Source organism: Brevibacillus sp. AY1, from assembly GCF_029870785.1.
Classification (GTDB): domain Bacteria; phylum Bacillota; class Bacilli; order Brevibacillales; family Brevibacillaceae; genus Brevibacillus; species Brevibacillus invocatus.
The window spans coordinates 83,451-108,779 of sequence record NZ_JAFLPN010000006.1 but is presented as its reverse complement, the minus strand read 5'-3'; the positions used below and the strand labels follow the sequence as shown (position 1 = coordinate 108,779).

Here is a 25,329-nt window from a genome sequence, read left to right as displayed (position 1 = left end):
TTTTGTTAGTAACGGAAAAAACGGAGCGGCTACTTCTCGGTATCACACCGAGTTGTAGCCGCTCCTTTAATGTTGCCATTCCTTATTTCAACAGTTTTTCCGCTTCAGCTACTACATTGTCCACGGTAAAACCGTACTCTTTCATGATTCTATCACCTGGTGCAGAAGCGCCGAACTGGTTGATGCCGAGCACTTTGCCGCCATCGCCCGCATAACGCTCCCAGCCGAATGGAGAACCCATTTCTACTGCAAGACGCGCTTTGACCTCAGGAGGCAGAACCGCATCACGATACTCCTTGGTTTGGCTCTCGAACAAATTCCAGCTAGGCATGGAGACGACGCGCGCCTCGATTCCTTTTGCAAGCAGCGCTTCACGAGCCTGCATCACCAACGAAACCTCCGAACCGGTTGCAATCAGGATCAGCTGAGGCTTGCCGCTTGGCGCATCTGCCAGGACGTAAGCGCCCTTGCTCACACCTTCAGACGCTTTCTCGATGCTTTCTGCATGCACAGGCAGGTTTTGGCGAGTCAAAACCAGAACGACAGGCTCATCGGTACGGGAAATGGCATATTTCCAAGCCTCGTTGGTCTCTGCCGCGTCAGCCGGGCGCAGAATGGTCAGACCTGGCATGGCACGCAGGGATGCCAGCTGTTCGATCGGCTCATGGGTAGGTCCATCTTCCCCTACCGCAATGGAGTCATGCGTAAACACGTAAACGACTGGCTGTTTCATCAGAGCGGAGAGACGGATTGCAGGACGCAGGTAGTCGGAGAATACGAAGAACGTTCCGCCGTATACTTTTACTCCACCGTGCAGGGCCATACCGTTCAATGCAGCACCCATCGCGAATTCACGTACACCAAACCAAATGTTGCGTCCTTCAAAGCTGCCAGGCAGGAAATTGCCGCCTTCTTTAATCAGCGTGTTGTTGGAGCTTGCCAGGTCAGCAGAACCGCCCAGGAAAAACGGAACCGTTTTTGCCAGTGCGTTGATCGCGTTTCCGGAAGCTGCCCGTGTCGCCAGCTTCGCTCCTGCTTCGTACGCAGGCAGTTGCTGATCCCAACCAGCAGGCAGCTTGCCGTCTACTGCCATTTGGAACTGCTCTGCCAGCTCTGGATAAGCCTTTGCGTAGTCAGCAAACAGTTCTGCCCATGCCGCTTCCGCCTTTTTACCAGCTTCAGCCAAATCGCTGTAGAAAGAAGCTACATCTTCTGGCACATGGAAATCCGTATCATGGTTCCATTCATAGTTCTGTTTGGCCAGCTTTGCTTCGTCCTTGCCCAAAGGAGAGCCGTGGGAAGCACTGGAGCCTGCTTTGTTCGGACTTCCGAAGCCAATGATGGTCTTTACCTCGATCAGGGTTGGACGATCCAGATCCTTCTTCGCTTCAGCGATTGCCGCTTCGATTGCACCCAGATCATTGCCATCCTCGACACGCAGGTACTGCCAGCCATACGCCTCGTAGCGCCCGGCCACATTTTCCGAGAAGGAACGAGACAGCTCTCCGTCCAGCGAAATATCATTGGAATCGTACAGGACAACCAGCTTGCCCAGCTTCAGATGTGCCGCCAGGGAAGAAGCTTCGCTGGCCACACCTTCCATCAAATCGCCATCGCCGCAAATCACGTAGGTATAGTGGTTGATGAGGTCAAACTTGTCCCGGTTGTAGGTGGCAGCCAGATGCTTTTCAGCCATTGCCATCCCGACAGCCATTGCAATCCCTTGACCCAAAGGACCTGTCGTCGCATCTACGCCTGCTGTATGACCGAACTCCGGATGCCCCGGTGTTTTGCTTCCCCATTGACGGAAGTTATGGAGGTCTTCCAGTGAAACATCATATTTCATCAGGTGCAACATCGAGTATAATAGCATAGAGCCATGTCCAGCCGAGAGCACGAAGCGGTCACGGTCGATCCAACTCGGATTGCTTGGATTTACTTTCATAAAGCGGCTCCACAAGACATGCGCCATAGGAGCAGCGCCCATCGGCATTCCCGGATGACCGGAGTTTGCCTTTTCGATGGCGTCAATGGCCAGCGTGCGGATTGTATTAATGGAAAGCTGATCAACAGTTGATTGCTGAGTCATCTTACACGATCCTCCCTGTGTGTACTTGTAAAATTCGGGTAATAACATGACTGTCCAATTATAGCACAGTTGCTAGCTACAATCATGCAACGAAAAGAAAAAGGAGGTTAATCTCTGACATGTCTCCTACGCTTTCCTTAATCATCGGAATTGTTCTGGCTTTGGCCGGATTTGGCATGATGATTTTTGCATTCTCCAGCTCGCCCATGTTCAAAAAAAATCGGGTAAAGCTGCGAAAACAACGTACGGAACAAAATCAATCTCGACGTGAAGAAGCCTAGAGGAGCCTAAAGTATGGGGAAAAAGTGGTTTACCATGCCTGTTGCCGTTCATCTTTTTCTCGTAAAGGGGACGGAGATTCTTTTGCTGCGCAGATACAACACCGGCTACGAAGACGGCAATTACAGTGTTCCCGCCGGACATATGGACGGCGGAGAAGAAGTCAAGCACGCCGCCATTCGCGAAGCGCGTGAAGAGTGCGGAATCGTGGTCCGAGAAGAAGACCTGCAAATCGTTGGGGTCATGCATCGGCACTCATCTGACGAGAGAATTGACTTTTTTCTCGCTGCATCGTCCTGGTCGGGTGAGATCGTCAACACTGAGCCTGACAAATGTGACGAGCTCATCTGGGTGGACATGCAGAAATTGCCTGCGAATATGATTCCCTATATTCGTCAAGCTATTAGCAACTATCAACAGGGAACCTGGTTTGACAGCTTTGGCTGGAAGAAATAAATAAAGACACCCCAAACAGCCGTAACGACGTTCTACGGCTGTTTGGGGTGTTCTTCGTATTATTCTATACTTTAACGCTGTAAGCGTCTTCTGTTTTTGACTGCCGCAAGAGCCTCCATAAACTCTTCCTTATCAATGACATTCAGCTCGTAAAGCTCACGAATTTCATCCTCGAGCAGCAGCAAATCCCCCTCGGGATCACCCGTGTACACATGCAAACGGAATCGCTGCAGAAACGCATTTAAATCGAAGTCGTTCGGGCCAGTTTTCATTCGGATCCCTCCAGATCGATTTCCATCCTCGCGAGGACGGCATCGTAGTCAAACTCGACGGCAAAGCCGGTAATTACGACGATCTTCGCATGTGGATACGTTTCTTGCCAAGCTTTTTCCTCATCCGGTCGTAATCCGACGATGTACAAAGGATCAGCAGATAACAGTGGGTCTTCCATGCATTGTCGTATAAACGCATGGCATCTGTCCTGTTCCTGCGCAGCATTCAGGACTAGCACCGCCCTTTTCACTTCTCCTGATTTCCGTTGCTCTGCCAGCATCTCAAATGTCTTGGCCGTCGGCACCACCGCATTCACTTCAGGGAAACGGTCGAGCATCTCATCCAGCCAATCATCCTCATGCCAGGCTAGGTAGTACATCATCGCAGTAGACATGGTTCCAAACTCCTCATGAAAAGATACTAGAAATGAAAAAATCGCTTCGACTTTCTCGTACATTATAGCACGTACTGGTGCACATGCCCATTGTGTAGCTTGACTTCGCTGAATCCTTCACGTAAGGTAAAAAAAGCTAACAATTGAAGGGTTTAATGAAGAACGAAATCAAAAAAATGATAATGAAGCCTTCTACATACAAAGAGGGCTTACGTTGAAACGTAAGTACAAGATATATTGTGGAAAGAGGTATTTTCTGTGAATAAGAAGCACCTTGCCCTCCTGTTCTTGATTGCATTTCTCACCATGTTGGGCTTTGGCATTATTATCCCCATTATGCCGTTTTTTGCGGATAAGCTTGGGGCATCCTCCTTTGATCTCGGCATTCTTTTCGCAAGCTTCAACATCATGCAGTTTATTTTTGCGCCGATTTGGGGTTCCCTTTCAGACCGAATTGGGCGCAAGCCACTCGTTTCATTCGGCCTGTTAGGCTTTGCCATCACGTTTATCCTGTTTGGTTTGGCAGAGAGTTATACAGAGATGCTCATCTATCGCATTCTCGGAGGCATCGTTTCCGCTGCATCCCTTCCGACCGTCCATGCCATGGTTGCTGATCTGTTTCCGCCCAAGGAACGCGCCAAGGGAATGGGGATCGTCGGCGCAGGGATTGGCTTGAGCTTTGTATTTGGTCCGGTAATCGGCGGATTGTTGAGTGGTTACGGCGTAGCGGTTCCGTTCTTTGTCTCGGGCGGAGTTGCGTTGCTCACGTTTTTTGTTATTTTGTTTGCCTTGCCCGAGAGCTTGCCCAAGGAAAAACGGAGCCATGCCCAAAAAAGGTCGGCCCCAAATCCGTTTAACGCACTTTTTGGCCCTCTCGCCTTGCTGTACACCATTTTATTTGTCGTCTCGTTTGCCTTTTCCGGTTTGGAGACAACCTTCGCGTTGTACATCAGCGATTTGTACGGCTTTAATTCCCGTGATCTCGGCTACATGTTTCTCATCATGGGAATCATTGCTGCCTTTGTACAAGGCGGCATGATTGGCAAGATGGTCAATCGTTGGGGTGAAGGCAAAGTGCTGTTCATCGGCATGTGCCTTTACGGAATCGGCTTTTTCACGATTCCCGTTTCCGGCAACTTCTGGGCATTTTCGCTCATTCTCGCGTTGTTTGGGGCTGGACAAGGCATGATCCGGGCTACTGCCAATGCAATGATCACACAGCGCACCACGATTGGCCAAGGCGTCACCACCGGTGCGATCAGTTCAATGGACAGCTTGGGACGCATTCTGGGCCCGTTGGCTGGAGGCGCAGTCTACCAGTTCACGGCGAGCGGTCCCTTCATCCTGGGTGGTGTTCTGATGGTAATCGTGCTGTTCTGGTTCCGCAGTCGCCACCAACGGTTGCCTGAGCCTAGTGTAGAAGCATAGTTAGAATATTTTTCACCGCTTGCAAGTCAGCTATCTCGATCCGAGATAGCTGTTTTTATTCATTCCCTTGCCCGCCTAGGTCCTGCTTGGTATAATAGCCGAAAATACGGGAGGAGAGCGAAAGATGATTCGATATCCAATCTTGCAAAAGGGAGCCACCATAGGTGTCACTGCTCCTTCATCCGGGGTACCTGTCAATTTGCATCACCTGCTCCAGCTCTCTTGTGAGCGCATGAAGCAAAAAGGCTACCAGGTGATCTGCAAAGATACGGCCTGGCAACAGCACAAGGCAAAATCAGCTCCTGCCGTCGTGCGAGCCCGTGAATTTCAGTCGATGATGACAGACGATTCCATCCACCTGATCTTTCCGCCCTGGGGTGGGGAGCTTTGCATCGAAATGCTGGAATACCTCGATTTTGAGACGCTGAAAGACAAGTGGATTCTAGGCTATTCGGATACCAGCGTGATTCTCCTCGCGGTCACATTAAAAAACGGACTTGCCACTGCTCACGGAACCAATCTGATCGATCTGCGCGGCGAATACTCGGACGACACAACCTCCATGTGGGAATCGTTACTAGCGATGAAAGCAGGCGAATCGTTCCTCCAACATTCCTCGCAGCTCTATCAAAAGGAATGGGACTTTGAAAACCCGTCACCATGTGTCTTTCATTTGACGGAGCCTACTTCCTGGAAAACGGTCTCCCAAGCCGACGTACACATACAGGGACGGCTTCTTGGTGGCTGTATCGATGTCATTCGTCATCTGATTGGTACACCGTATGGGAACGTGAAACATTTTCAAAAGCGATTCATTCAAGACGAACCCATCCTCTGGTATTTCGAAAATTGCGAGCTGAAAACGGCAGACCTGCGCCGCTCGCTCGTGCAGATGAAATTGGCTGGCTGGTTTGATCATTGCTCGGGCATTTTGTTTGGCCGCAGTCCAGCCAATCAGCCTGTTCAGGATTACACCGCCGAAGATGTGTATCATGATCTTTCCACAGAGCTCATGCTCCCGATCGTTTATGATATCGATTGTGGCCATGTACCGCCGCAGGTGACCTTGATTAATGGTTCCTTTGCTGAAGTAACCGTGAAGCAAAACAAGGGAACGATTCGGCAGAGCTTTCTTCCATAGGACTCACCAGAAGAAGCAGCATGAGAAAAGGCTAGAGAAACAGCTTAGCTGCGTCCCTAGCCTTGATTGATTTAAGATCTAGCGTTTATTACTTCATCTCTACATATTTCAAATCACCGTTGCCCAATGAATCCATGTAGATGCCTTGTTTCACGTTTTCGCCCTGCAGCCAGCTGTCTGTATAGAAATAGATGGGAGCTACAGGCATTTCATCCATCAATATTTGCTCTGCCTGGCCAAACAGCTGCATTCTTTTCGCAGGATCCAGCTCTTTGCTTGCTTGCTCCAGTAGCTCGTTGTATTTCGGGCTCATCCAGTTTGTACTGTTGTTTCCTTTTTTCTCACGGAAAATATCCAGGAAGTTGACGGGGTCGTTAAAATCACCCTGCCACCCTCTGCGGGAAACTTGATAATTGGTCTCGTCTACCGTGTCCAGGAATACCTTAAACTCCAAATTGGATATTTTGACATCAGCGCCGAGTGTCTGTTTCCACTGGTCCTGAATAGCTTCAGCGATCTTTTTATGTCCATCGCTGGTATTAAAGATCACCTCGATCGGCGGTAGCTTGCTAATCCCCAGCTCCTTCATGCCTTCTTCAAGCAACTGTTTGGCAAGAGCCGTATCATGATCCTTGAAGTATCCATTCGGATTTACTGCCATCGTTGGTGGCAGGAAGCCTAGCGCAGGTACCTGTCCGGTCTGCATGATATTTTCTACGATCTGTTGACGATCAATCGCGTAGCTGAACGCCTTCCGGATTTTCACATTGTTGAATGGCGGCTTCTCAATGTTGAAGCCGTAATAGTACGTGGATGCTGTCGGTTTGGTAATCATCTTCCCGGAGTCCTTTAATGCCGGTATGGCATCGGTTGGCAAGCTGATTGTCGGAGCGCCTGCCCAATCCAGCTCCCCATTTTCAAACATCGACAAGGCCGTATTGTTATCTTCGATCATCGCTACTTCGATACGATCTACCTTGACGTTCTCTTTATCCCAATAATGGTCGTTTTTCAGGTAAGTGATGGAGTTTTTATGTTCCCATTTCGCTAATGTGTAAGGTCCGTTTCCTACATGAGTGTCAGCTTCCATGGCCCAGTTGGGATTGGCCTCCGCCACCTTCTTATTGACCGGGAAATAGGTGGAAAACGCGGTCAGCTCCAAGAAAAACGGTGTCGGGTTAATTAATTGGACTTCGAGCGTTTTATCGTCTATTGCTTTTACGCCGACATCCTCAGGCGTTGCTTTCCCTGTATTGTAGGCTTCTGCGTTTTTAATATGGAACAGCTGATACGCATAGCTGGAAGCAAATTTTGGGTCCAGCGCGCGTTTCCATGCATATTCAAAATCTTGTGCCGTGACGGGGTCGCCATTGCTCCATTTGGAATCCCTCAGATGGAAAGTATACGTCAAGCCATCTTCAGAAATATCGATTTTTTCGGCAACCGCATTGTGAATTTTTTCGTCTGTGCCTTTTCTCGTCAAGCCATCAAAGAGAGTAGAGACTACCATGCTAGAAGTCGTATCATCTGACAAGCCTGGGTCAGCCGTAGATGGCTCAGACCCGATGTTGATGCGAAACACCTTTTCTCCTTTGGTTTCCGAGGAAGCAGGAGCGGTCGAGCTGGATGGGCTGGTCGTAGTCGCAGGATCCGCAGAGGTAGGTGCATTTCCAGAACAAGCTGTTAACACACTGGCCATCAGCACAACGGAACTGGTTAATACTGGTAATTTTCTAATCAATCGAATTCCCCCTTTTTTCCAGTTGCCATTACTATAACGCACCGAAATAGGAGGCTTGAAGGGTTCTGGTATAGATTTTATTTCAATTTATTTAAATTTTGTTTCTATTCTGCTTTATTTAAAGTCCTAAAGAATGATTAACAAAAATAACCATCCGTACCCTAATCTCCTATTCACTCTCCTGCATGTCGATCCACGCTAGGCTTAGCTCGTCAATCCTAACCTGCATGCGATCTACTTCCTGCTGCCATGCGAGGAGCTGCTGATAGCTTTCATGTCCTTGTTCGAGCCATTGCCTGCGCTCATCCCGTCCTGCTTCCAGTTGAGCAATCTCCCGCTCCAGTTCAGCCAGCTTATAGGGGTTCGCCTTTTTCACAGCTGGCTTTGTTTCTTGGACTACAGCGACCTCTTTTGGAGCTGGCACGCTAGCTTTGGCGAACTCTCGCTGCTTGCGTTTATCTCGTGCCTCTTCATACGAACCAACATCGTGCAGGAGTCTGGCATCCTCCACCCAGTAGACGCCATCCACCATTTTTTGCAGGAAATAGCGGTCATGGGAGACAATGAACAGCGAGCCACGAAAATCTGCCAGGGCTTCCTCCAGTGTTTCACGGGCTTCGATGTCGAGATGGTTGGTCGGTTCGTCCAGAATCAACAGATTGATTTCCTGATGCATCATCTGAGCCAAACGCAAGCGCATTCGCTCACCACCGCTCAATTGGCATAAACGCTTAAACACCTGCTCACCGTAAAACAGAAAACGAGCAAGAAGATGTCGCGCCTCTGCTTCTGTCACTGTGGCCACTTCTCGAAAAACTTCAATGACCCTTCGATTCTGATCGCCTTCCAGTGCCTGCTGAGAGAGATACCCCACTTTGACACTGCTGCCGATCGTCAAAGTCCCCTGATCAGGGGTCACATCGCCCAGGAGCATTTTGATCAAGGTGGATTTACCGCAGCCATTCGGGCCAAGCAGAGCCTTGCGCTCGCCGTATCGAAGCAAAAAGCTGGCGTCTACAAACAGCTCTTTTGCGCCAAATTTCTTGTGCACACCCGTTGCCACCAGCACGTCCTGACCACTGCGCTCCGTTTTTTGAAATTGCAGTCCCATCCGGTCTGCTTCCAGCCTCGGCTTGTCGATCCGTTCGATTCTCGCCAGTGCCTTTTCCATGCTTTTCGCACGACGATGAAAAGCTTCATTCGGAGGATTCGAGCGGTTGCCCCATTCTTTTAGGCGCTTGATGGCTTCTTTCATTTTCTTGATTTGCTTCTGCTGCTCCTGGTAGGCAGCGAACTGGCGAAGCAGCCTTTCCTCCCGCTCCTTGACGAACGCACTGTAGTTGCCGATGTAAAACTCTGCTTCACCGCCGTCTACGTGATAAATCGACGTCACGACAGCATCGAGGAAGTAACGGTCGTGCGAGATAATCAGCACGGTTCCCGGATAGCTCTTCAGGAAGGTCTCCAACCATTCCATCGACTCGACATCCAAGTGGTTGGTCGGCTCATCCAGCAGCAGAACGTCGCTTCGCTGGCATAACAGGCGCGCCAGGCCAGTTTTCGTCTTCTCTCCGCCGCTTAGCTGCGCAAAGGACGTATTCAAAAATTCGGGTGACATGCCCAGCCCCTCTGTTACCTGTGCCATACGGGTCTCCCACTGGTAGCCATCCAGCAGCTCAAATTCTTCCTGCAGCTTCTGGTAGCGCTGCATGAGTAGCTCCAGCTCTTTTTCCGAGTCGAAGGCAGCGCTCATCTGCTCTTCCAGCACGCGCATCTGCTTCTGGATCTTCCCGACTTCAGCGAATGCCTCCGCGATCACATCGCGCGCAGACCAGGCTGGATCGTATTGTGGCGTTTGCGGCAGATAGGCCCATACGCTGCCTTTTGCACGGTATAGCTCTCCTGCATCTGGCGCCTCCACTCCTGCCAGCACCTTACACAATGTCGTCTTGCCCGCGCCATTCGGTCCTACGATCCCTACGCGTTCACCTGCTTTTATTTCGAGGGTCACATCCTGCAGAACAGGATCTGCTCCGTATGATTTTTGCAATTGTTTGGTAGCCACGATAATCATGTTTGATTTCCTCCTAGAAATGGGGTTGCATCGGATCGGTATTTCCGGTAAAGAACGCAAAAAAGCTGCAGGCATCTACCCGCAGCATCATTCGTGATCCATTCGTTTTCGTCAAAGCACAAAAATCACGCTTTGCACGTCACGTAATCCTTGCTAGCTCGCACTAACAAGTTCTCCCCGATCGATGGTTGGTACGCCTCTGGTTTTCCGTTCAGTTGTTTGGTTAAAAAAGGGCAGACTGATCCCGTTGACAGTAAAATCATGTGTCATACTGGTAGTCTCTACCACAAACCAAGCGTGAACGGCTCCAACCACGTACCTACACCTCCCTTTCAAAAGAGAAAAAATGGAATATGTTTAGACTATACAGCAAGCGCAAAGGAATTTCAACAGAGAATGTTACTCCTGTTCCTTGGAAAAGAGCACCTTGTTCGTATCCGCATCGACGAAAACAACGGTCGTATAGGGAGGTAGCTCCGCTTTCGCCACGACATAGGGGTAAGTGATGACCTGCGGATACATTTTATCCGGATCAGGAGAAGTCAGTTTGACAGAGACGATGAGCTGCTCCCAGGTCCATTGCGTACCGGTTACCTTCAAGCCATAGCCTGGATTTGGCGACTCGCCACGTGCAATGACGAACAAATTTCCCTGCTGGTGAATGCCCTGGTTCATTTTGACCGATTCGACGAACTTCTGCTCTTCCGCTGTCAAGCTATCCGGTTCCAGCAAAGTCAAACCGCCCTCTTTGAGGACCGTTATGATCTCGATTTTCTTTTGCTGAGCGTTCCAAGAAATCTCATGTCCAGCCTGTTCAACAACCCATCTAAGGGGCAGATAGACTTCTTGATCCCGCAGCACGGCATGCTCTCCGTTTTCCTGCTTTTGACCGTTCACGGTGACCTGTTCCTGATCAAGCAGGAAGGTCAGCAAGCGGCTCTCCCCTATTTCCAGCGTGCCTGTATTTCCGTTCCGGTTCCATGTCGCTTGGAGGACCTTCGCTGCGTCTTGAGCGACAATGTACGTTTTTTCCTGTATAAGGATGGGTTCCTTAGTCAAATTTTTCAATTGTCCGTTCACCATTAAGGTCGCAGGGATAGGAGCATTCACTTGGAATGTAGCTTCAGCCGGTAATGTCATCGAAGAAAATCCGATCTGCAATCCCAGAACTATCGCTAAGACGGTCTTGCCCTTCATTAATGCCAACCTCCATTCATTCTGTTCATTCTTGCCGGTTCTACCCTGTAAGACTAGTGTTCGATTCAATTCGTTTCATATCCTGTAGCCTAGTAAGAAAACCTAAATAGCCGAATCCTTCTTATTAAAGGATTCGGCTATTTTGAACATCTTCATTAAGCTTTTTGATCATTTCAAACAGTTTGATTAATGTTGCAGCAGGCTTCCCATGTAGACGACAGCCGGGATGGTGAGCAGCGCAAGCAGGGTGGAGATTAATGTCGTCATCGCCCCCATCTCTTCATCGCCTGCATAACGCGCAAACAAGATCGAAGCCAATGTCAAGGTAGGCATCGCTACCTGAATCAAGGTGATGCTGGCAATCTCCGCATCAATCGGGTACACGGATAGCAAGAGCGCTGTCAGCAAAGGAAACAAAAACAGCTTGAAAATGATCGGAACACTGATCAACCGGATAGGTACAAGGCGTTTGGCCTGTAAAAAATGAGGCATCAGCATCCCGATATACAGCATCGCGAGAGGGGAAGCCAGCTTGGACAACGTCCCGAAAATTTGCTTGGCTGGCTCGGGGGGAACAAATCCGATCAAAGCGAAAGTAAGTCCACCAACAATCGCAAGCATCGGGATGTTGATCAAGGATTTTAATCCCCTCAGAGAGAAGGCCCCTCTTCCTTGCAGCATCATGACTCCGACCGTCCACAAGACGATATCAACACCCGCATCGAAAATGGCTGCCAAAAGAGCGCCTTTTGGACCAAATAATGCAGCACAGAGCGGAATCCCGATAAATCCGGTATTTCCCAAGCCAGACAAAATGGCGATCTGTCTTCTTTTTTTCTCATCTACGGGCAGCGCACGAGCGCCGAGCCAGCCCATAAAAATGCCGAAGCAATTCAGAAGAACAGAAATGAAGAATGTGGTTACGATTTGCGTCCAAAGCTGGTCATCAATCGGAGTTTGAAAGATACCATCCAGGATGATGCACGGCAAAGCTACATTGACAATTATCGTAATGACAAGCTGTCTCGAATCATTCGTCAGCGGCTGCCTGAAGCCAATGAATCCGCCGATGCCGATAATGACAGCCATAATGAGGATCGATTGCAGCAACGTTTGGAATTCCACGCTCTATCCTCCGACCTATGGTTCCACGGGGAGCCACATCAGCTTGTCAGGCTCGCCTTTTTCACAGGACCGCAGCAAATCTCCACAGATGGGCACCACTAGTTCGAGCGGCACACACCAATTTGCCGGAAATGCGATCTCTTCTCCCTCGATCACCAAATTGGACATCAAGGCCGACAGCTTGTCTGTCGCAAGAACGAAATGGCGTTCGACCGGCTCATGCTCCTTCCATTGCACCAGGACCTTCCCTTGATTGCCGCCGGCAACCACAAGGTCCACGTGATCCCCGTAAGCAGCATGAACCAGCGTGTGGGATATGCCATTCAACTGCGCGATTCCTTTTAACACTTCATGCCAGGCTACGTGTTTTTGTTCTTCAGCCGTTCCATCCATATAGACACGCCAATCGTTTAACATGTGCGAAGACTCCTTTATCAACTTCTGTTGTATTACCTGCAAGGATTGCAAGAATCGTTTCTTTCATACCGTACTCATTGTACGCTTCTTTCCCAGGTTGCTCAACTGTCAAACCCCCCCCTCTTCAGGCATAGACATACCCTGACGGCCATCCGCGTACACTATAGGAAAAATGAAAGGAATCCCAATACCAAGTAAGTTAATGAGATTTAACGCTTTTGTTATTGACAAATGGTATAGCGAACCATACCATATATTCATAAAATCAGATCAAGTTAAAGGGGTTTTATTCATGAAGAAGGCTGTTTTCTCACTGTTATTTGCTAGTTTGCTCATCGGAATTACGGGCTGCGGTACTTCGGGTTCCGGTTCTACTGCCCCACAAACTCCGGCTGCCCCTAGTCCCGCTCCAGCAGAAGGAACACAAGAGCAATCCTTGCTGGACAAAGTAAAAGCGGAAGGCAAACTGGTGATCGGTACAGAGGGAACCTACGCTCCATTTACATTCCATGACCAGTCCGGTAAACTGACTGGCTACGATATTGAGGTAGTGACAGAGGTGGCGAAACGGATTGGCGTTGAGCCTGTCTTCCAAGAGACCCAGTGGGATGCGATTTTTGCAGGTTTGGATGCGAAGAGATTTGACGTCGTGGCCAATCAGGTAGGCATTCGTCCTGATCGCCAGGAAAAATATGATTTTTCCAATCCGTACACCGTATCTACGGCTGTTCTGGTGACTCACAAGGATAATACTACTGTGAAAGACTTTGCAGACATCAAAGGACTGAAAGCCGCACAAACCCTGACTAGCAACCTGACCGATATCGCGAGAAACAATGGTGCGGAAATTGTTGGCGTTGAAGGCTTTAATCAAGCGATCGACCTGCTCGTCTCCAAGCGTGTCGATGTGACGATCAACGACGGTCTGTCCTTGCTTGATTTCCTGAAGCAAAAACCAGACACACCGATCAAGATCATCGCAAAAGATCCGAACGTGGCGAAAAACGGCTTCCTTTTCCGCAAAGGCAGCACAGATCTGGTCGATGCCTTCAACAAGGCTTTGGACGAGATGAGCAACGACGGTACCCTGAAACAAATCTCCGAGAAATGGTTTAATGAAGATGTTTCCAAATGATTGGTTTGATAACCCAGATCGATTGAACCGATTGATTGATATTGCGCAAAGCTCCTTTCTCCCTCTGGTGAAAGGAGCCTTGCTCTATTCTCTCACCTTGGCCATCATTTCCTTTTTTATCGGCCTGATACTCGCGATCCTGACCGCTCTCGCCCGGATTTCCGGGATTCGTCCGCTTGTAGCGCTCGCTCGCATCTACGTTTCGATCATTCGCGGTACCCCATTGCTCGTGCAGCTGTTCATCATTTTTTACGGCTTGCCCAGCATCGGTGTGATGATCGACCCGATTCCCTCCGCCATCATCGGCTTTTCCTTGAGTGTGGGAGCTTATTCCTCCGAGGTGGTTCGGGCTGCGATCCTGTCTATCCCAAAAGGACAGTGGGAAGCTGCCTATTCGATCGGGATGACGTACTGGCAGGCATTGAAACGGGTGATTCTCCCCCAAGCAGCTCGGGTCAGTATCCCGCCTTTGTCCAACTCCTTTATCAGCTTGGTGAAGGATACCTCGCTGGCTGCTGCCATTCTCGTCCCCGAGATGTTTCGCAAGGCGCAAGAGCTGGTCGCATCCACCTATGAGCCACTGCTCCTGTACGTCGAAGCAGCTTTTATCTACTGGATGATCTGCTTTGTGCTCTCCATCTTGCAGGACCGCATCGAAAACAGACTGGATCGTTATGTCTAAAAAGCAGGTGAATAGTTACGATGATTCTCGTCCGAGATTTATATAAGCAGTTTCACTCCTTGCAGGTCTTAAAAGGCCTCTCTCTTTCTGTCCCCAAAGGGAAGGTCGTGGTGATCATCGGCCCTTCCGGTTCAGGGAAGACTACGCTGCTGCGATGTCTTAATGCTCTAGAGCAACCCAACAGCGGTACGGTCCAGATCGGGGAAGTAAAGCTCGACTTCGCTCAAAAAGTCGATCGTGCCCGCATTCAACAGTTGCGCCGACAGACGGGGATGGTCTTCCAAAGCTACAACCTCTTTCCACACATGACAGCTCTGCAAAACGTCATGGAAGGCCCGGTGACTGTGAAAAAAGTGGAGCCACAAAAAGCGCGGGCAAAGGCTTCGGCTGTACTGGCAAAAGTAGGGCTGGCTGATAAGGAGGCGCATTACCCCGCTCAATTGTCTGGCGGTCAGCAACAGCGTGTAGGCATAGCCCGTGCCTTAGCGATGGACCCCCAGGTGATGCTGTTCGACGAGCCTACCTCTGCTCTCGATCCGGAGCTGGTCGGTGAAGTATTGAAAGTGATGAAGGAGCTGGCGCAGGAAGGAATGACGATGGTCGTGGTCACCCATGAAATGAGCTTTGCCAAGGAAGTGGCAGACGAAGTGATTTTTATGGATCAGGGGGTCATCGTGGAGCAGGGAACGCCTGAGCAGTTGTTCCGCAACCCTCGTGAAGAACGTACACGTCAGTTTTTACAGCACCTGCAAGCGAAGGATGCCTGAATGTGAAAAGCCCCTCTGTCCATGTATCATCGAACAGAGGGGCTTCTCTCAATCAAGACGATTCTCAATCATCGCAGAAGCACAGCACCAGCAAAATAATAATGATAATCCACCAAAAACCTCCGTCAAAGCCAAAACCACGCCCCATTCGACTCTCTCCTTTCAGTCATGATTGGAAGGCGCTGCCTTATACGGAAAAGCAGCGTTTCACTTATCAATCTATGAACAGGGGGTCCCGTCCGCGTGGATGCCTGTCTATACAAAAGCCTAAATCTCTAAAAACGGGTGATTGCCGGATCACATTGGCGATAAATTAACAATGACTTCAAACTAGCTATACGCCTGCTTAACATCCAATCTTTAGTATAAAAGATGTCAGCTAAACGATGGACATGACGTCCCCGTTTTTCCGCCCGTTTCGCCCCCTATTGCGGGCGGATTTTTTCCACCAAAAGAGGATGCACCACAAGTTGATTCACCACTTGTGAGCATCCTCTTATCCTTCTTCTACTTATTCGAACCGCGAGAATTTTTGTTCAGCTGGTGTTCGGGGCGCTGCTTGCGGTGCTTCTGCACGATCAAAAAATCCGAGGTGCAGGAACCCGACGATCTTTTCTCCTGGCTGGACGCCAAGAATTTGGCGGGCCTTCGGATCCAGGTTGTGCGGGTTGGTTTTCCACACTACGCCGAGGTCCTTCTCCCAAGCGAGCAGCTGAAAATTTTGAATCAACGCACTGGTCGCGCAGAAGTCCTCTTCCCACTGTTTTTGTCGCGGGTCCTCGTTCATGATGACGATCAGAAAGGCGGAAGGCTCGCTAAACAGACCGCGACGCTTTTCCTGTTGATCTGCTGCGAACGCTGGCATCATGCGTTCGATAAAATCAGCCTTTTTTTCACTGGAGACGAATAAAAATCTCCATGGCTCTCTTAATCCGTGATTGGGTGCGTACACCGCATCGTTGAGCAGCTCAAGAACCAGCTCTTCAGGAACCGGGTCAGGCTTGTATCCTTTTTTTATGGAGCGTCGTTCTCGAATAATGGAAGCAATCGACACATCATTCACCTCTTATGTAAAAGTAGTCGCAGACCGTTTGTTTTGATAATGGTTATCATTTTCATATATTATCCTTTACCTGCTAGAAAATCAAGTAAAACATGCATAGACAAAAACCCGGACTTTTTGCCCGGGTTGATTTATATCTAATGTGTTAGTCCATCATCTGTACCAGTTTTCGAGAGACGAGCAACAGGATGGCTCCCATCACAATGGAAATTGCACCGATCAGGCTGAATACCTCAAAGTAACCCAATGACTGCGTAAAAGCGGCCAATTTCCCACCCAGAATATTGGCAACGCCCGTGCTCGCCAGCCATACCCCCATCAGCAAGGAAGCGAGCTTGATCGGGGCCAGCTTGCTTACCATCGAAAGCCCGACTGGTGAGAGAAACAACTCTCCTAGTGTGTGCATGAAATAGGTAAGGACAATGAACAGGATATTCGATTTCACTACCACATTCTGTTCGTCACTTCCCGTTTGCAGGACAGCCAGTATCACTATCATGTAGCCGATTCCCAGCATGATCATGCCGATCCCCATTTTGGTGGGAATACTCAGATCTCCTTTTTTCGAGGCAGCCAGCTTGATCCATACCGAAGACAAGATTGGCGCAAAAATGACGATAAACATCGGATTGAGTGACTGAAACCAAGCTGTAGGCACTTCCCAGCCGAATACATGCTTGTCCACAAATATATCCGTATAGAGCGTCAAGGAGCTGCCCGCCTGTTCAAAGCCAGCCCAAAAAAAAAACGACAAAGCAGGTGATGATAATGATGACGGCCGTACGTTGTTTCTCCTTCTTGGTCAGCGGTGCATGTGCTGCTGCTGCTTCTTGCGGATCTGGTGATTTGCCGACAGGTCTTTTACCAATGTCCCCCAGGTATCGATCTCCCAATGAATTAAACAGGATCTGGCCAATCACCATCCCGATGGACGCTGCGAGGAAGCCGTAGCGATAGCCGTAATGGACAACCCCTTCCACCGTCGTTTTAAAGAGATCCTCTGCCAAGTAGCCGCAAACCAGTGGTGCGATGAAAGCACCTACATTGATTCCCATATAAAAAATGGTGAACGCTGCATCCTTGCGCTGATCCTGATCCGAATACAGCTCACCGACCAGTGTCGAGATGTTTGGTTTGAAAAAGCCGTTTCCAATGATCAACAAACCAAGACCTGAATACAGCCCTACCAGGCTATGTTGGGCAAACAGCATGAAATTGCCTAACGCCATCGCTACTCCGCCGATCGTAATCGCCAGTCTGCGGCCAAGGAAACGATCTGACAAATAACCGCCTGCTAGTGGCGTAAAATAGACGGCACCCGTAAAAAAACCGTACAGGCTCATAGCTGCACCCTTTTCAAAGCCCAGCCCCCCGCTGATAAAAGCTGTTGTCAAATACAGCGTCAAGAGCGCTCTCATGCCATAATAGCTAAACCGCTCCCACATCTCTGTCAGGAACAGAAGGTACAGACCCGGTGGGTGTTTTTGTCTCCCCTGTTTGCTCAGGGTTGCATTCATCCCATCTCCCCCCTTTTTCATTCGGCTGGACCGATTGCACCTTACCCGATTTACTATTTGTCAGAACGCTCTTTTTATGCCTCATCCGGAACGCTCCCTTGGAAAAACAACATACGGCCCTCTCATAGAGGTACCGTATGTTGTCGTCCCTATTTAGCGTTAGACAAACCCCAATTCATCTGCCAGCACGAGAAACATGGCGTGCGACCAGAGCAGCGGTACAGCAGGTGGCCCTTCGCTTTCCAGCCAGCGATGATAGTCTTCTGGCGCAAGCAGGTGCTCCTGTACCTGCTCCGGCAAGCCCGCAGGCTGGTCTTTGGTCGCGATCCATACCAAGAGCTCCTCTGCCTCTTTGCGTCTGCCGACTTGAACGTAATACCAGCCCAGCCAAGCGGTTAAAAGCGGCCACTGCCCTCCTCCGTAATACGTGTCAGCAGCATAGCGGTGAACCCCGTTTCCAGTCAGAAGCTCCCGCTCAATTTGCGCCACAGTCCCAGCCAACAGGGGATCATCGATACAAACCAAGCCAAAGGGCAAGCCAATCCACAGCGAGCTTGCATCTACTGCGGGATTTCCCAGCGATTTTACAAAGCGATTACCCAGCACGCCTTTTTCCCGAACAAACTGCCGGATTTCAGCTGCCAAGCTGGCGCATTCATCGGCACGCTGGGGAACATGTGGCTCCATTGCCTTGATTCCCGCATACAATGCAGCGAGTGTTGTCGGATGCAGCTTGTCTCCCGCTTCCTCCCAGCAGTCGAAGTTGGGCAAGCGCCAGCACGCCGCCAAATAATCCAGCGTCAGCTCGATTGAGGGTGCGAAGGCTTGAATCCATTCTCGCTCGCCACTCATGCGGACATGCTCGGCAAGTCCCCACAGCCAGGTACCGTAGCCATCCAGTTGGAAGCTGCCCCACTCGCCCGCTACCTCATCCCCCTCTACAGTGTAGCGGGTATGTAAAAACAAGTCGTTCCAGTGGACTTCTCCCTCATGCTGCCGTACATAGGCAATCGCATGATGCGCTTTACCAGCATGCTTTTGAATGACCCCATCACACCATTGGTAAAACCGGCGAGCGCTCTCATGCTGACTGACGCGGTTCATGGCATACGCTGTAAATGCCCCGTCACGCAGCCAGGCATAGCGATAGTTGGCAAACCCGGGAGAAGCCAGGTATGCGCCTGTCTTGGCCTGATTTTGCTTGATCAGCTGAATGCTCTTCGCAATGAGATTCTCCTTCGTTACAACCATCCCCCTCTCTCTATTGCTACCCTATGCTTGTGCGCTTGCATATAGAAAAAGGAAAAACTCCACCGTCTTAGGCGACAAGTGGAGTTTCCTGTGTCATTATGAATCCTTGTCTGTACTTTCCGAAAGGCTGAGGTAGTGTTGAAGCTCTTCATAGAAGGCAGGGTTGCATGCCATAACGCTGCTTTTCTGGTCGAACGGCAATGGAGTACCTGCCATCGAGGTGACACGTCCGCCTGCCTCTTCCACAATAATTCTTCCTGCGCCAAAATCCCAAGCGTTCAGGGAAAGGCTGACATAGCCATCCAATCTCCCTGCCGCGACATACGCCATCTCCAGGGCTGCACTGCCCAAAAGTCGCATGCCGCGCACTTTGCCTGCCAGCTTTTTCACGATCAGATCAATGCCCATCTGCTCAGCCCGTTCATTCCAGAAGACACTGGTGCACAGCAAGGCCTCTTCTAGTCGAACATGCCGTTCCAAGCGCAGCAGTCGGTCGTTCAGAAATGCTCCTTCTCCTTTTACCGCATAGAACAACTCGTCGCGTGAAGGATCGTAAACCGCTCCGACCAAACCCTCACCTTTGTGATAAACGGCAATAGAGACGGAAAAATTGATTTGCTGATGGACGAAATTGGTCGTTCCGTCGATGGGGTCTATTACCCACAATGTATCGTACTGACCTGGATCTCCGACAAAGGTCCGTTCCTCCCCCAAAATTCCGTGATCCGGAAAGCGCTCGAGAATCAGATTGATTACGTGCTGCTCGACTTCTTTATCTACAGCCGTAACCAGGTCGGAGGCAGATGTCTTGTATTCTACGGTAAACGGCTCTCTCATACGTGCCAGACTCAATTGTCCCGCTGATCGGGCACAATGCAGAGCCAGCTCCTTTAACGCCGCCAGTGATGATGATTGCACACTTATCGCCACCCAAACATGACTTTGCCTCTAGTGTACCATACTTTACCTCCTGTTACACCCTGACTAGAGGCAGTAGGCTAGAAAGGTGGTCGCCCTGTTTCCTTCCCACCACTACGGCTGGATTAACTTGCACGATAAGAGGGAGATCCGATCTTTTCCTCGGACCTCCCCCTTTACGAAAGCTCTCTAGCAACAACGTGTAACTCCGCCTTTTTCATAACGCTCACGCAAAGCATAGATGTAGTATTCGCGCTCTGTCATCGGGAAAACTCCCGGCGAAGCATGTGTGATATACCAGTGCTGCAGATAACGATCGTAGTCCGGCATGCCAAAGATCGTCTTGATCGCGGAACTCACACGGCGCAAGGACTTGCGAATCGCTCTCCACTTTTTCCTCATGCTACGTGATGTCCCGTTCCATCCAGGATATCCCCTTTGGACTGGATATAGGGGGATTCTTGCAGCTGGTATTTTTTGCCCCGAATGATGCTGGTCCACAACCGTATGCCATCTGCGATGATGCCGATCGTGATGATCATAAAGATCGCACACACCACAGCGTCAATCTGGTCGTTCAAGATCATTTTTTGCGCGGCTTCCACTGATTTCACCCCTGCCGGAAGTGTTCCTGCATCCAATGCTTTCTGGAACACATCTGCGTGTGCGAGGAAGCCGATTTTCGGATCAGCATGGAACAGCTTCTGCCAGCCTGCCGTGAGCGTAGCCGCTGTCAACCAAGCCATCGGTACGAGTGTTACCCAGGAATAACGCGCCTTGCCCATTTTGAAAATAATCGTGGTTCCCACGGTAAAAGCAATGGCTGCAAGCATCTGGTTGGCAATTCCGAAGAGTGGCCACAGTGTGTAAATACCTCCAAGCGGGTCCATGACCCCTTGCAAGAGGAAGTACCCCCAGCCAATCGTGATAATGGCAGAACCGATGAGATTGCCCGGCAGCCAATTTACCTGCTTCATTTTCGGGATCACGTTGCCCAGCATGTCTTGCACCATGAAACGCCCTACACGTGTACCTGCGTCAATCGTCGTCAGAATGAAAACGGCTTCAAAAAGGATCGCAAAATGGTACCAGAAAGCCATCAGTGCCTTACCGCCCAAAATTCCCGAGAATATCGTTGCCATCCCGATCGCTAGTGATGGTGCGCCACCTGTGCGGGAGAGAATCGTCTTCTCCTGAATGTCATCAGCCAGGGTCGTGATCATGTCAGGCGTAATCGTATAGCCCCAGCTGGAAATGGTTTGCGCTGCGGCGACCGCATCCGCACCAATTACGGCTCCCGGTGAGTTGATCGCAAAATAGATACCTGGCGTCAATACACACGCCGCGATCAAAGCCATGACCGCGACTCCGGACTCCATCAGCATGCCGCCATAACCGATCAGCGGAGCATGTGATTCCTTGGCGATCATCTTCGGCGTCGTTCCCGATGAGACGAGGGCATGGAAACCAGATACGGCCCCGCAGGCGATCGTGATAAACAGGAACGGGAACAGATTGCCCGCAAATACAGGTCCGGTACCATCGATAAACTTGGTCAGGGCAGGCATTTGCATTGGTGGCAGAGTCAGAATAATCCCTACGGCCAGCACCGCAATCGTCCCTACCTTGAGGAATGAGCTGAGATAGTCACGAGGCGCCAGCAACAGCCAGACTGGCAGCACGGATGCAACAAAGCCGTAGACGATAATCATCCAGGCCAGCTGTACTTTGGAGAAGGTAAAAGCAGGTCCCCATGTCGGTGAAGCCGCTACCGCCTGACCCCACCAGAGAGACAGAAACAGGAGCGCAAGTCCGATCAGGGAGCCTTCCACGACTCGTCCAGGCCGGATGTATCGCATGTACAATCCCATCAATATCGCAATCGGCAAGGTCATGAAGATCGTAAAGGTAGCCCAAGGAGACTCTGCAAGTGCGTTGACCACAACCATTGCCAGTACGGCAATCAGGATGATCATAATCGCAATAATACCAACCAACGCAAGTGCTCCACCTACGGGTCCTATCTCTTCCTTGGCGATCTGCCCCAATGTTTTTCCATTGCGGCGCATCGAACCAAACAGAATGATGAAGTCCTGCACAGCACCGCCGATCACGACCCCCACAATGATCCAGATCGCGCCCGGCAAATACCCCATCTGGGCGGCGAGTGTCGGACCTACGAGCGGTCCTGCACCGGCAATCGCAGCAAAGTGGTGTCCGAACAAAACCCATTTGTTCGTCGGCACGAAGTCCTTCCCGTCGTTGTTCACCTCTGCAGGTGTGGCCCGATTGTCATCGAGACCCATGATTTTCTTGGCAATGTAACGGCTGTAAAAACGATAAGCAACGGCATAAGTGCAGACAGCAGCAGTCAGCAGCCAGAATGAGTTGACTGATTCACCGCGTGACAGGGCCAACACACCAAAACCGACGGCCCCTAGCGCGGCGATCCCGCCCCAGATTAGGACTGAGAGAAGCCATTTCTTCATTCATTCTCCTCCTCGCTTCAATATTCAGGCAATTCACCTGAATCGAAGGTATCATAGCGAGGGGACAGACCATAGGGAAAGTGGATGAATGGTAGAAAATGGGGCACGAACGGTAGCAGACGGGACATGGATGTAAGCGGATTCATAATAAATCCTAGAACACATAGAGCATGAGCAGATAGACGATAAGGCTTGGAAGGGCTGCGAGCAGGATGCATGATCCCACCAGATAAAACGATAAGGTATCTGCCCAGGTAAGATCCTGCATGAAAAAGCTGATCAGCCAAATGCCAGCCTGAAGTATACAGCCGACGATCAGTGATTTCAGCATGTGCTCCACTCCTTTCACTTGCTAGCTGATTGCATCAAAATCCCAGTCTGCGCTTCAATTCCTTCACGACATTGCGGCTAACAGGAATTGCCGTATTCCGCTGATCCTGCATGACCAGGTGGATCGCCCCTTTGAACCATGGCACCAGCTCGGCCGTCTTTCCAAGGTTGACTATGTAAGCGCGATGGGTACGGAAAAACTGGTGTGGTGATAGTCGATTCTCCAGCTCCTGCAAGGTAAAGGAGGTCGCGTATTGCTCGCAAACGGTGTAAATGCTGGCATAGCGCCCTTCCAGCGTTGCGTATACGATCTCGTTGGGGTCGATCAGCATGATCTTGCCATTTTTTTCGACGGGTACGCGGCGTGGATTTTGTTCGGTCAGCACGTTTTGCAGCAAATGATGCAGTCTCTCTTCCAGATTTTCCGCAGGCTGCGCTTCCGACGATGCTGGATTGGGCTTTCCTTCCCTAGTACCCATCAGCCTCCGCAGCCGATTCATCGTTTTTTCCAGCCTCTCCTCGCTGAACGGCTTGACGATGTAGTCGACTGCCTCCGTCTCAAATGCGCGTACTGCGTGGATTTCATACGCACTGGCAAAGATGATCACAGGTGGCTTGTGCATCGATTCCAACAGCTCCTGGCCGAGGTCTACCCCGTCCCGATCGTGCAAGTGAATGTCTAAAAAAATGGCATCTGGATTCATGATCATGACCTGCTCCATCGCTTCCTCGCCATTGCTCGCCTCGCCAATCACCAAGACGTCTGAGAATTGCTCCAGTAAAAATCGAAGCTCTGCTCGAGCAGGCGCTTCATCATCCACGATGAATACTCTTAGCACTCACATTCACTCCTACAGGAAGTTGTATGACACAGGTCGTTCCGTGGTTTGGCTCGCTCTTAATGGTAATGCCATGTGGAGGTCCATAGATGGATTGGATACGGCTTTTAACATTGGTCAGTCCGATTCCGGAAAGGCGCCTCTTTCCGTCTTTTTGCTGCTGCGGATGGTGGATTTCCTGCTCGGTCATGCCTACCCCGTTGTCGGCGACAGTCAGCTCCAGCACTTGATTTTCCAGGCGGCGAGCCGAGATGGTCACGACCCCTCCTTCTTTTTTGGGTAGCAATCCGTGCTTGACTGCATTTTCCACCAGAGGCTGCAGGATCAGCCCTGGAACGACACATCGCTCAATCCCTCGCTCAACCTCGTAGACGACTTGCAGCTTCTCTCCAAAACGGGCACGCTCAATCGACAGATACGCCTCAATGTGCTCCAGCTCCTCCGACAGAGTCACAAATCCCCCGGAGTCATGCAGGTTTCTGCGGAAGTATTCGCTCAAATGAATCAACAGCTCACGTGCCTGTTCGGGCCGGAAGCGGATGAACGAAACGATCGTATTCAAGGCATTAAATAAAAAATGCGGATTGATCTGTGCGTGCAAAGCTTTGATTTCCGCATCTGCCAAAAGGCGGGACTGCTTTTCCAGCTCGGCCAGCTCCAGCTGAGTCGAGATCAGGTTGCCCAAGCCTCGAACCAGCTCCAGATCGACGGCAGACAGCTTGCGTGAACGATCCTGGTATAGCTTCAAAACACCTACTGTCTCCCGTTTGCGCAGAAGAGGAACTAAAATTGCGGAGCGTAGCGCGCAGTTTTGTTCCCTGCAGCCGATCTCCTCTTTATTGCGGGCGATCAGCACCTGCTTGGTATCGAGTACCTCTCTCGTCGCTTTCGTCGTGATCCCCTGACCGACGACGTGATGAGATGCCCCTGATCCGACGTGTGCCAGCACCGTTTTTGTATCCGTGATAGCGACGGCAGCAACCCGTGTCGTGCGCAAAATCTCCTCTGCTACTTTTCGTGCAGACTCGTAGGTCAATCCTTGGCGCAGATAGGAGAGCGTTTTGTCCGCCACCTGCATGGTCCGCTGTGCCTGAAGGGCCCCTACGCGGTCCTCCTCTTTTTTAGCCAGATCAATAATGATAATCAAGATGGCGATTCCCACCGAGTTGACGACGGACATGGGTACGCTGATCGACTGTACGAGCGCCAGAGCATCGGCATACGGACGCGCTACCAGCAGGATGATCCCCATCTGCATCCACTCGGCTACAAAACCGACGATCAAAGCGGTTGTCCACCCAATTTCCTGGTTGCGGTTCCGACGATACTGGTAGACTAAACCCGCGATCACCCCTTCACTGATGGTCGAGATCGCACAGGCCAGATCGGTAAAGCCGCCCAGTGAATAACGGTGAATACCGGCGATCAGTCCTGTCAGCAGGCCAACCCAAGGTCCTGCCAAAAGCCCTGCCACAACCGTACCGATCACCCTGGAGTTGGCGATAGCGTCCTGATACCAGATGCCATTGTAGGTTCCCATGATTGAAATGGTCGAAAAAATCAATACCATGATTGCATTTTCCTTGCGTGTCGCCCGTTGATTCAAAATACTCCGAAAAGCGCGAACACGCGTAAACAACAGAGCCGCCACGATCAGAACAGCGGTCCGCTCCGCCAAAGGGATCATCAATTCCAGATTCACGGGCCTTCACACCTCCACGAAC

At 50.6% G+C, this 25,329-nt stretch carries 24 protein-coding genes and 1 pseudogene; 7 read left to right on the top strand and 18 right to left on the bottom strand.

The window, feature by feature from the left end:
• Positions 1 to 82: 82 nt before the first annotated feature.
• Complete coding sequence (gene tkt / locus JZI27_RS08270) at positions 83 to 2,089, bottom strand: transketolase (RefSeq protein WP_280207263.1); 2,007 nt, start codon at positions 2,087 to 2,089, stop codon at positions 83 to 85.
• A gap of 119 nt (positions 2,090 to 2,208) precedes the next feature.
• Between tkt and JZI27_RS08265 the strand changes: the two genes are divergently transcribed.
• Complete coding sequence (locus JZI27_RS08265) at positions 2,209 to 2,370, top strand: hypothetical protein (protein WP_183184934.1); 162 nt, start codon at positions 2,209 to 2,211, stop codon at positions 2,368 to 2,370.
• Between the two features lie 13 nt (positions 2,371 to 2,383).
• Positions 2,384 to 2,824, top strand: coding sequence for an NUDIX hydrolase (locus tag JZI27_RS08260; protein WP_280207262.1), 441 nt, complete (start codon positions 2,384 to 2,386; stop codon positions 2,822 to 2,824).
• A 71-nt stretch (positions 2,825 to 2,895) separates the two neighbouring features.
• Here the strand turns inward: JZI27_RS08260 and JZI27_RS08255 are convergent, their stop codons facing one another.
• Together JZI27_RS08255 and JZI27_RS08250 are read right to left on the bottom strand one after the other, a co-directional pair.
• Complete coding sequence (locus JZI27_RS08255; protein ID WP_122908672.1) at positions 2,896 to 3,096, bottom strand: YqgQ family protein; 201 nt, start codon at positions 3,094 to 3,096, stop codon at positions 2,896 to 2,898.
• On the bottom strand, positions 3,093 to 3,491 hold the full coding sequence (locus JZI27_RS08250) for a hypothetical protein (RefSeq protein ID WP_122908673.1): 399 nt from the start codon (positions 3,489 to 3,491) through the stop codon (positions 3,093 to 3,095). Before JZI27_RS08250 ends, JZI27_RS08255 begins: the two co-directional genes overlap by 4 nt.
• 258 nt (positions 3,492 to 3,749) lie before the next feature.
• Between JZI27_RS08250 and JZI27_RS08245 the strand changes: the two genes are divergently transcribed.
• Positions 3,750 to 4,919 (top strand): MFS transporter, encoded by a 1,170-nt coding sequence (locus JZI27_RS08245; protein WP_280207261.1) that lies wholly within the window; start codon positions 3,750 to 3,752, stop codon positions 4,917 to 4,919.
• A gap of 124 nt (positions 4,920 to 5,043) precedes the next feature.
• Positions 5,044 to 6,060, top strand: a complete 1,017-nt coding sequence (locus JZI27_RS08240) for a S66 family peptidase (RefSeq protein ID WP_280207260.1) — start codon at positions 5,044 to 5,046, stop codon at positions 6,058 to 6,060.
• An 88-nt stretch (positions 6,061 to 6,148) separates the two neighbouring features.
• Here JZI27_RS08240 and JZI27_RS08235 read toward each other — a convergent pair whose 3' ends face one another.
• From JZI27_RS08235 to JZI27_RS08210, 6 genes are all read right to left on the bottom strand, one after another.
• Positions 6,149 to 7,801: a peptide ABC transporter substrate-binding protein gene (locus JZI27_RS08235; RefSeq protein ID WP_481752804.1), complete on the bottom strand. Its 1,653-nt coding sequence runs from the start codon at positions 7,799 to 7,801 to the stop codon at positions 6,149 to 6,151.
• 169 nt (positions 7,802 to 7,970) lie between these two features.
• A complete protein-coding gene (gene abc-f / locus JZI27_RS08230) occupies positions 7,971 to 9,875 on the bottom strand; it encodes a ribosomal protection-like ABC-F family protein (RefSeq protein WP_280207259.1) in 1,905 nt (634 codons plus the stop codon).
• Positions 9,876 to 10,028: 153 nt separating this feature from the next.
• Positions 10,029 to 10,190, bottom strand: a complete 162-nt coding sequence (locus tag JZI27_RS08225; RefSeq protein ID WP_183184936.1) for an RAxF-45 family protein — start codon at positions 10,188 to 10,190, stop codon at positions 10,029 to 10,031.
• Positions 10,191 to 10,274: 84 nt separating this feature from the next.
• Positions 10,275 to 11,072 (bottom strand): stalk domain-containing protein, encoded by a 798-nt coding sequence (locus JZI27_RS08220; RefSeq protein ID WP_122908677.1) that lies wholly within the window; start codon positions 11,070 to 11,072, stop codon positions 10,275 to 10,277.
• 186 nt (positions 11,073 to 11,258) lie between these two features.
• Positions 11,259 to 12,197: an AEC family transporter gene (locus JZI27_RS08215; protein WP_280207258.1), complete on the bottom strand. Its 939-nt coding sequence runs from the start codon at positions 12,195 to 12,197 to the stop codon at positions 11,259 to 11,261.
• A 15-nt stretch (positions 12,198 to 12,212) separates the two neighbouring features.
• Positions 12,213 to 12,614: a hypothetical protein gene (locus JZI27_RS08210; protein ID WP_280207257.1), complete on the bottom strand. Its 402-nt coding sequence runs from the start codon at positions 12,612 to 12,614 to the stop codon at positions 12,213 to 12,215.
• Positions 12,615 to 12,906: 292 nt separating this feature from the next.
• On the opposite strand from JZI27_RS08210, the gene JZI27_RS08205 reads away from it, so the two are divergent.
• Genes JZI27_RS08205 through JZI27_RS08195 form a run of 3 tightly spaced genes read left to right on the top strand, consistent with a single transcriptional unit; the run spans position 12,907 to position 15,198 of the window.
• Positions 12,907 to 13,749 (top strand): amino acid ABC transporter substrate-binding protein, encoded by an 843-nt coding sequence (locus JZI27_RS08205; protein ID WP_280207256.1) that lies wholly within the window; start codon positions 12,907 to 12,909, stop codon positions 13,747 to 13,749.
• Positions 13,736 to 14,431, top strand: coding sequence for an ABC transporter permease subunit (locus JZI27_RS08200; RefSeq protein ID WP_481752803.1), 696 nt, complete (start codon positions 13,736 to 13,738; stop codon positions 14,429 to 14,431). Before JZI27_RS08205 ends, JZI27_RS08200 begins: the two co-directional genes overlap by 14 nt.
• 20 nt (positions 14,432 to 14,451) lie before the next feature.
• Positions 14,452 to 15,198, top strand: a complete 747-nt coding sequence (locus JZI27_RS08195) for an amino acid ABC transporter ATP-binding protein (RefSeq protein ID WP_280207254.1) — start codon at positions 14,452 to 14,454, stop codon at positions 15,196 to 15,198.
• Positions 15,199 to 15,709: 511 nt separating this feature from the next.
• On the opposite strand, the gene JZI27_RS08190 is transcribed toward JZI27_RS08195, so the two are convergent.
• From JZI27_RS08190 to JZI27_RS08150, 9 genes and pseudogenes are all read right to left on the bottom strand, one after another.
• Complete coding sequence (locus JZI27_RS08190) at positions 15,710 to 16,252, bottom strand: nitroreductase family protein (RefSeq protein ID WP_122908683.1); 543 nt, start codon at positions 16,250 to 16,252, stop codon at positions 15,710 to 15,712.
• 154 nt (positions 16,253 to 16,406) lie between these two features.
• Positions 16,407 to 17,778: pseudogene (locus tag JZI27_RS08185) on the bottom strand (peptide MFS transporter).
• A gap of 159 nt (positions 17,779 to 17,937) precedes the next feature.
• The gene (locus tag JZI27_RS08180) at positions 17,938 to 19,029 is read right to left on the bottom strand and encodes a glycoside hydrolase family 15 protein (RefSeq protein ID WP_280207253.1); all 1,092 of its coding nucleotides are present in this window, start codon (positions 19,027 to 19,029) and stop codon (positions 17,938 to 17,940) included.
• Positions 19,030 to 19,125: 96 nt separating this feature from the next.
• Complete coding sequence (locus JZI27_RS08175) at positions 19,126 to 19,947, bottom strand: inositol monophosphatase family protein (RefSeq protein WP_280207252.1); 822 nt, start codon at positions 19,945 to 19,947, stop codon at positions 19,126 to 19,128.
• Positions 19,948 to 20,136: 189 nt separating this feature from the next.
• The gene (locus JZI27_RS08170) at positions 20,137 to 20,349 is read right to left on the bottom strand and encodes a CstA-like transporter-associated (seleno)protein (RefSeq protein WP_122908687.1); all 213 of its coding nucleotides are present in this window, start codon (positions 20,347 to 20,349) and stop codon (positions 20,137 to 20,139) included.
• The gene (locus tag JZI27_RS08165; protein ID WP_122908688.1) at positions 20,346 to 22,436 is read right to left on the bottom strand and encodes a carbon starvation CstA family protein; all 2,091 of its coding nucleotides are present in this window, start codon (positions 22,434 to 22,436) and stop codon (positions 20,346 to 20,348) included. The genes JZI27_RS08170 and JZI27_RS08165 overlap by 4 nt, the downstream gene beginning before the upstream one ends.
• 154 nt (positions 22,437 to 22,590) lie before the next feature.
• The gene (locus JZI27_RS08160) at positions 22,591 to 22,767 is read right to left on the bottom strand and encodes a hypothetical protein (RefSeq protein ID WP_280207251.1); all 177 of its coding nucleotides are present in this window, start codon (positions 22,765 to 22,767) and stop codon (positions 22,591 to 22,593) included.
• Between the two features lie 34 nt (positions 22,768 to 22,801).
• Entirely contained in the window at positions 22,802 to 23,605 is an 804-nt protein-coding gene (locus tag JZI27_RS08155) for a LytR/AlgR family response regulator transcription factor (RefSeq protein ID WP_122908690.1), read from the bottom strand.
• Entirely contained in the window at positions 23,580 to 25,307 is a 1,728-nt protein-coding gene (locus tag JZI27_RS08150) for a LytS/YhcK type 5TM receptor domain-containing protein (RefSeq protein ID WP_280207250.1), read from the bottom strand. The genes JZI27_RS08155 and JZI27_RS08150 overlap by 26 nt, the downstream gene beginning before the upstream one ends.
• Positions 25,308 to 25,329 lie beyond the last annotated feature (22 nt).

What these genes read in the sequence shown, in the direction of transcription:
- tkt (WP_280207263.1), bottom strand. Translation starts at nt 2,089, where the DNA reads ATGACTCAGCAATCAACTGTTGATCAGCTTTCCATTAATACAATCCGC.
- JZI27_RS08265 (WP_183184934.1), top strand. Translation starts at nt 2,209, where the DNA reads ATGTCTCCTACGCTTTCCTTAATCATCGGAATTGTTCTGGCTTTGGCC.
- JZI27_RS08260 (WP_280207262.1), top strand. Translation starts at nt 2,384, where the DNA reads ATGGGGAAAAAGTGGTTTACCATGCCTGTTGCCGTTCATCTTTTTCTC.
- JZI27_RS08255 (WP_122908672.1), bottom strand. Translation starts at nt 3,096, where the DNA reads ATGAAAACTGGCCCGAACGACTTCGATTTAAATGCGTTTCTGCAGCGA.
- JZI27_RS08250 (WP_122908673.1), bottom strand. Translation starts at nt 3,491, where the DNA reads ATGTCTACTGCGATGATGTACTACCTAGCCTGGCATGAGGATGATTGG.
- JZI27_RS08240 (WP_280207260.1), top strand. Translation starts at nt 5,044, where the DNA reads ATGATTCGATATCCAATCTTGCAAAAGGGAGCCACCATAGGTGTCACT.
- abc-f (WP_280207259.1), bottom strand. Translation starts at nt 9,875, where the DNA reads ATGATTATCGTGGCTACCAAACAATTGCAAAAATCATACGGAGCAGAT.
- JZI27_RS08220 (WP_122908677.1), bottom strand. Translation starts at nt 11,072, where the DNA reads ATGAAGGGCAAGACCGTCTTAGCGATAGTTCTGGGATTGCAGATCGGA.
- JZI27_RS08210 (WP_280207257.1), bottom strand. Translation starts at nt 12,614, where the DNA reads ATGTTAAACGATTGGCGTGTCTATATGGATGGAACGGCTGAAGAACAA.
- JZI27_RS08205 (WP_280207256.1), top strand. Translation starts at nt 12,907, where the DNA reads ATGAAGAAGGCTGTTTTCTCACTGTTATTTGCTAGTTTGCTCATCGGA.
- JZI27_RS08200 (WP_481752803.1), top strand. Translation starts at nt 13,736, where the DNA reads ATGTTTCCAAATGATTGGTTTGATAACCCAGATCGATTGAACCGATTG.
- JZI27_RS08195 (WP_280207254.1), top strand. Translation starts at nt 14,452, where the DNA reads ATGATTCTCGTCCGAGATTTATATAAGCAGTTTCACTCCTTGCAGGTC.
- JZI27_RS08180 (WP_280207253.1), bottom strand. Translation starts at nt 19,029, where the DNA reads ATGGTTGTAACGAAGGAGAATCTCATTGCGAAGAGCATTCAGCTGATC.
- JZI27_RS08170 (WP_122908687.1), bottom strand. Translation starts at nt 20,349, where the DNA reads ATGAGGAAAAAGTGGAGAGCGATTCGCAAGTCCTTGCGCCGTGTGAGT.
- JZI27_RS08165 (WP_122908688.1), bottom strand. Translation starts at nt 22,436, where the DNA reads ATGAAGAAATGGCTTCTCTCAGTCCTAATCTGGGGCGGGATCGCCGCG.
- JZI27_RS08160 (WP_280207251.1), bottom strand. Translation starts at nt 22,767, where the DNA reads ATGCTGAAATCACTGATCGTCGGCTGTATACTTCAGGCTGGCATTTGG.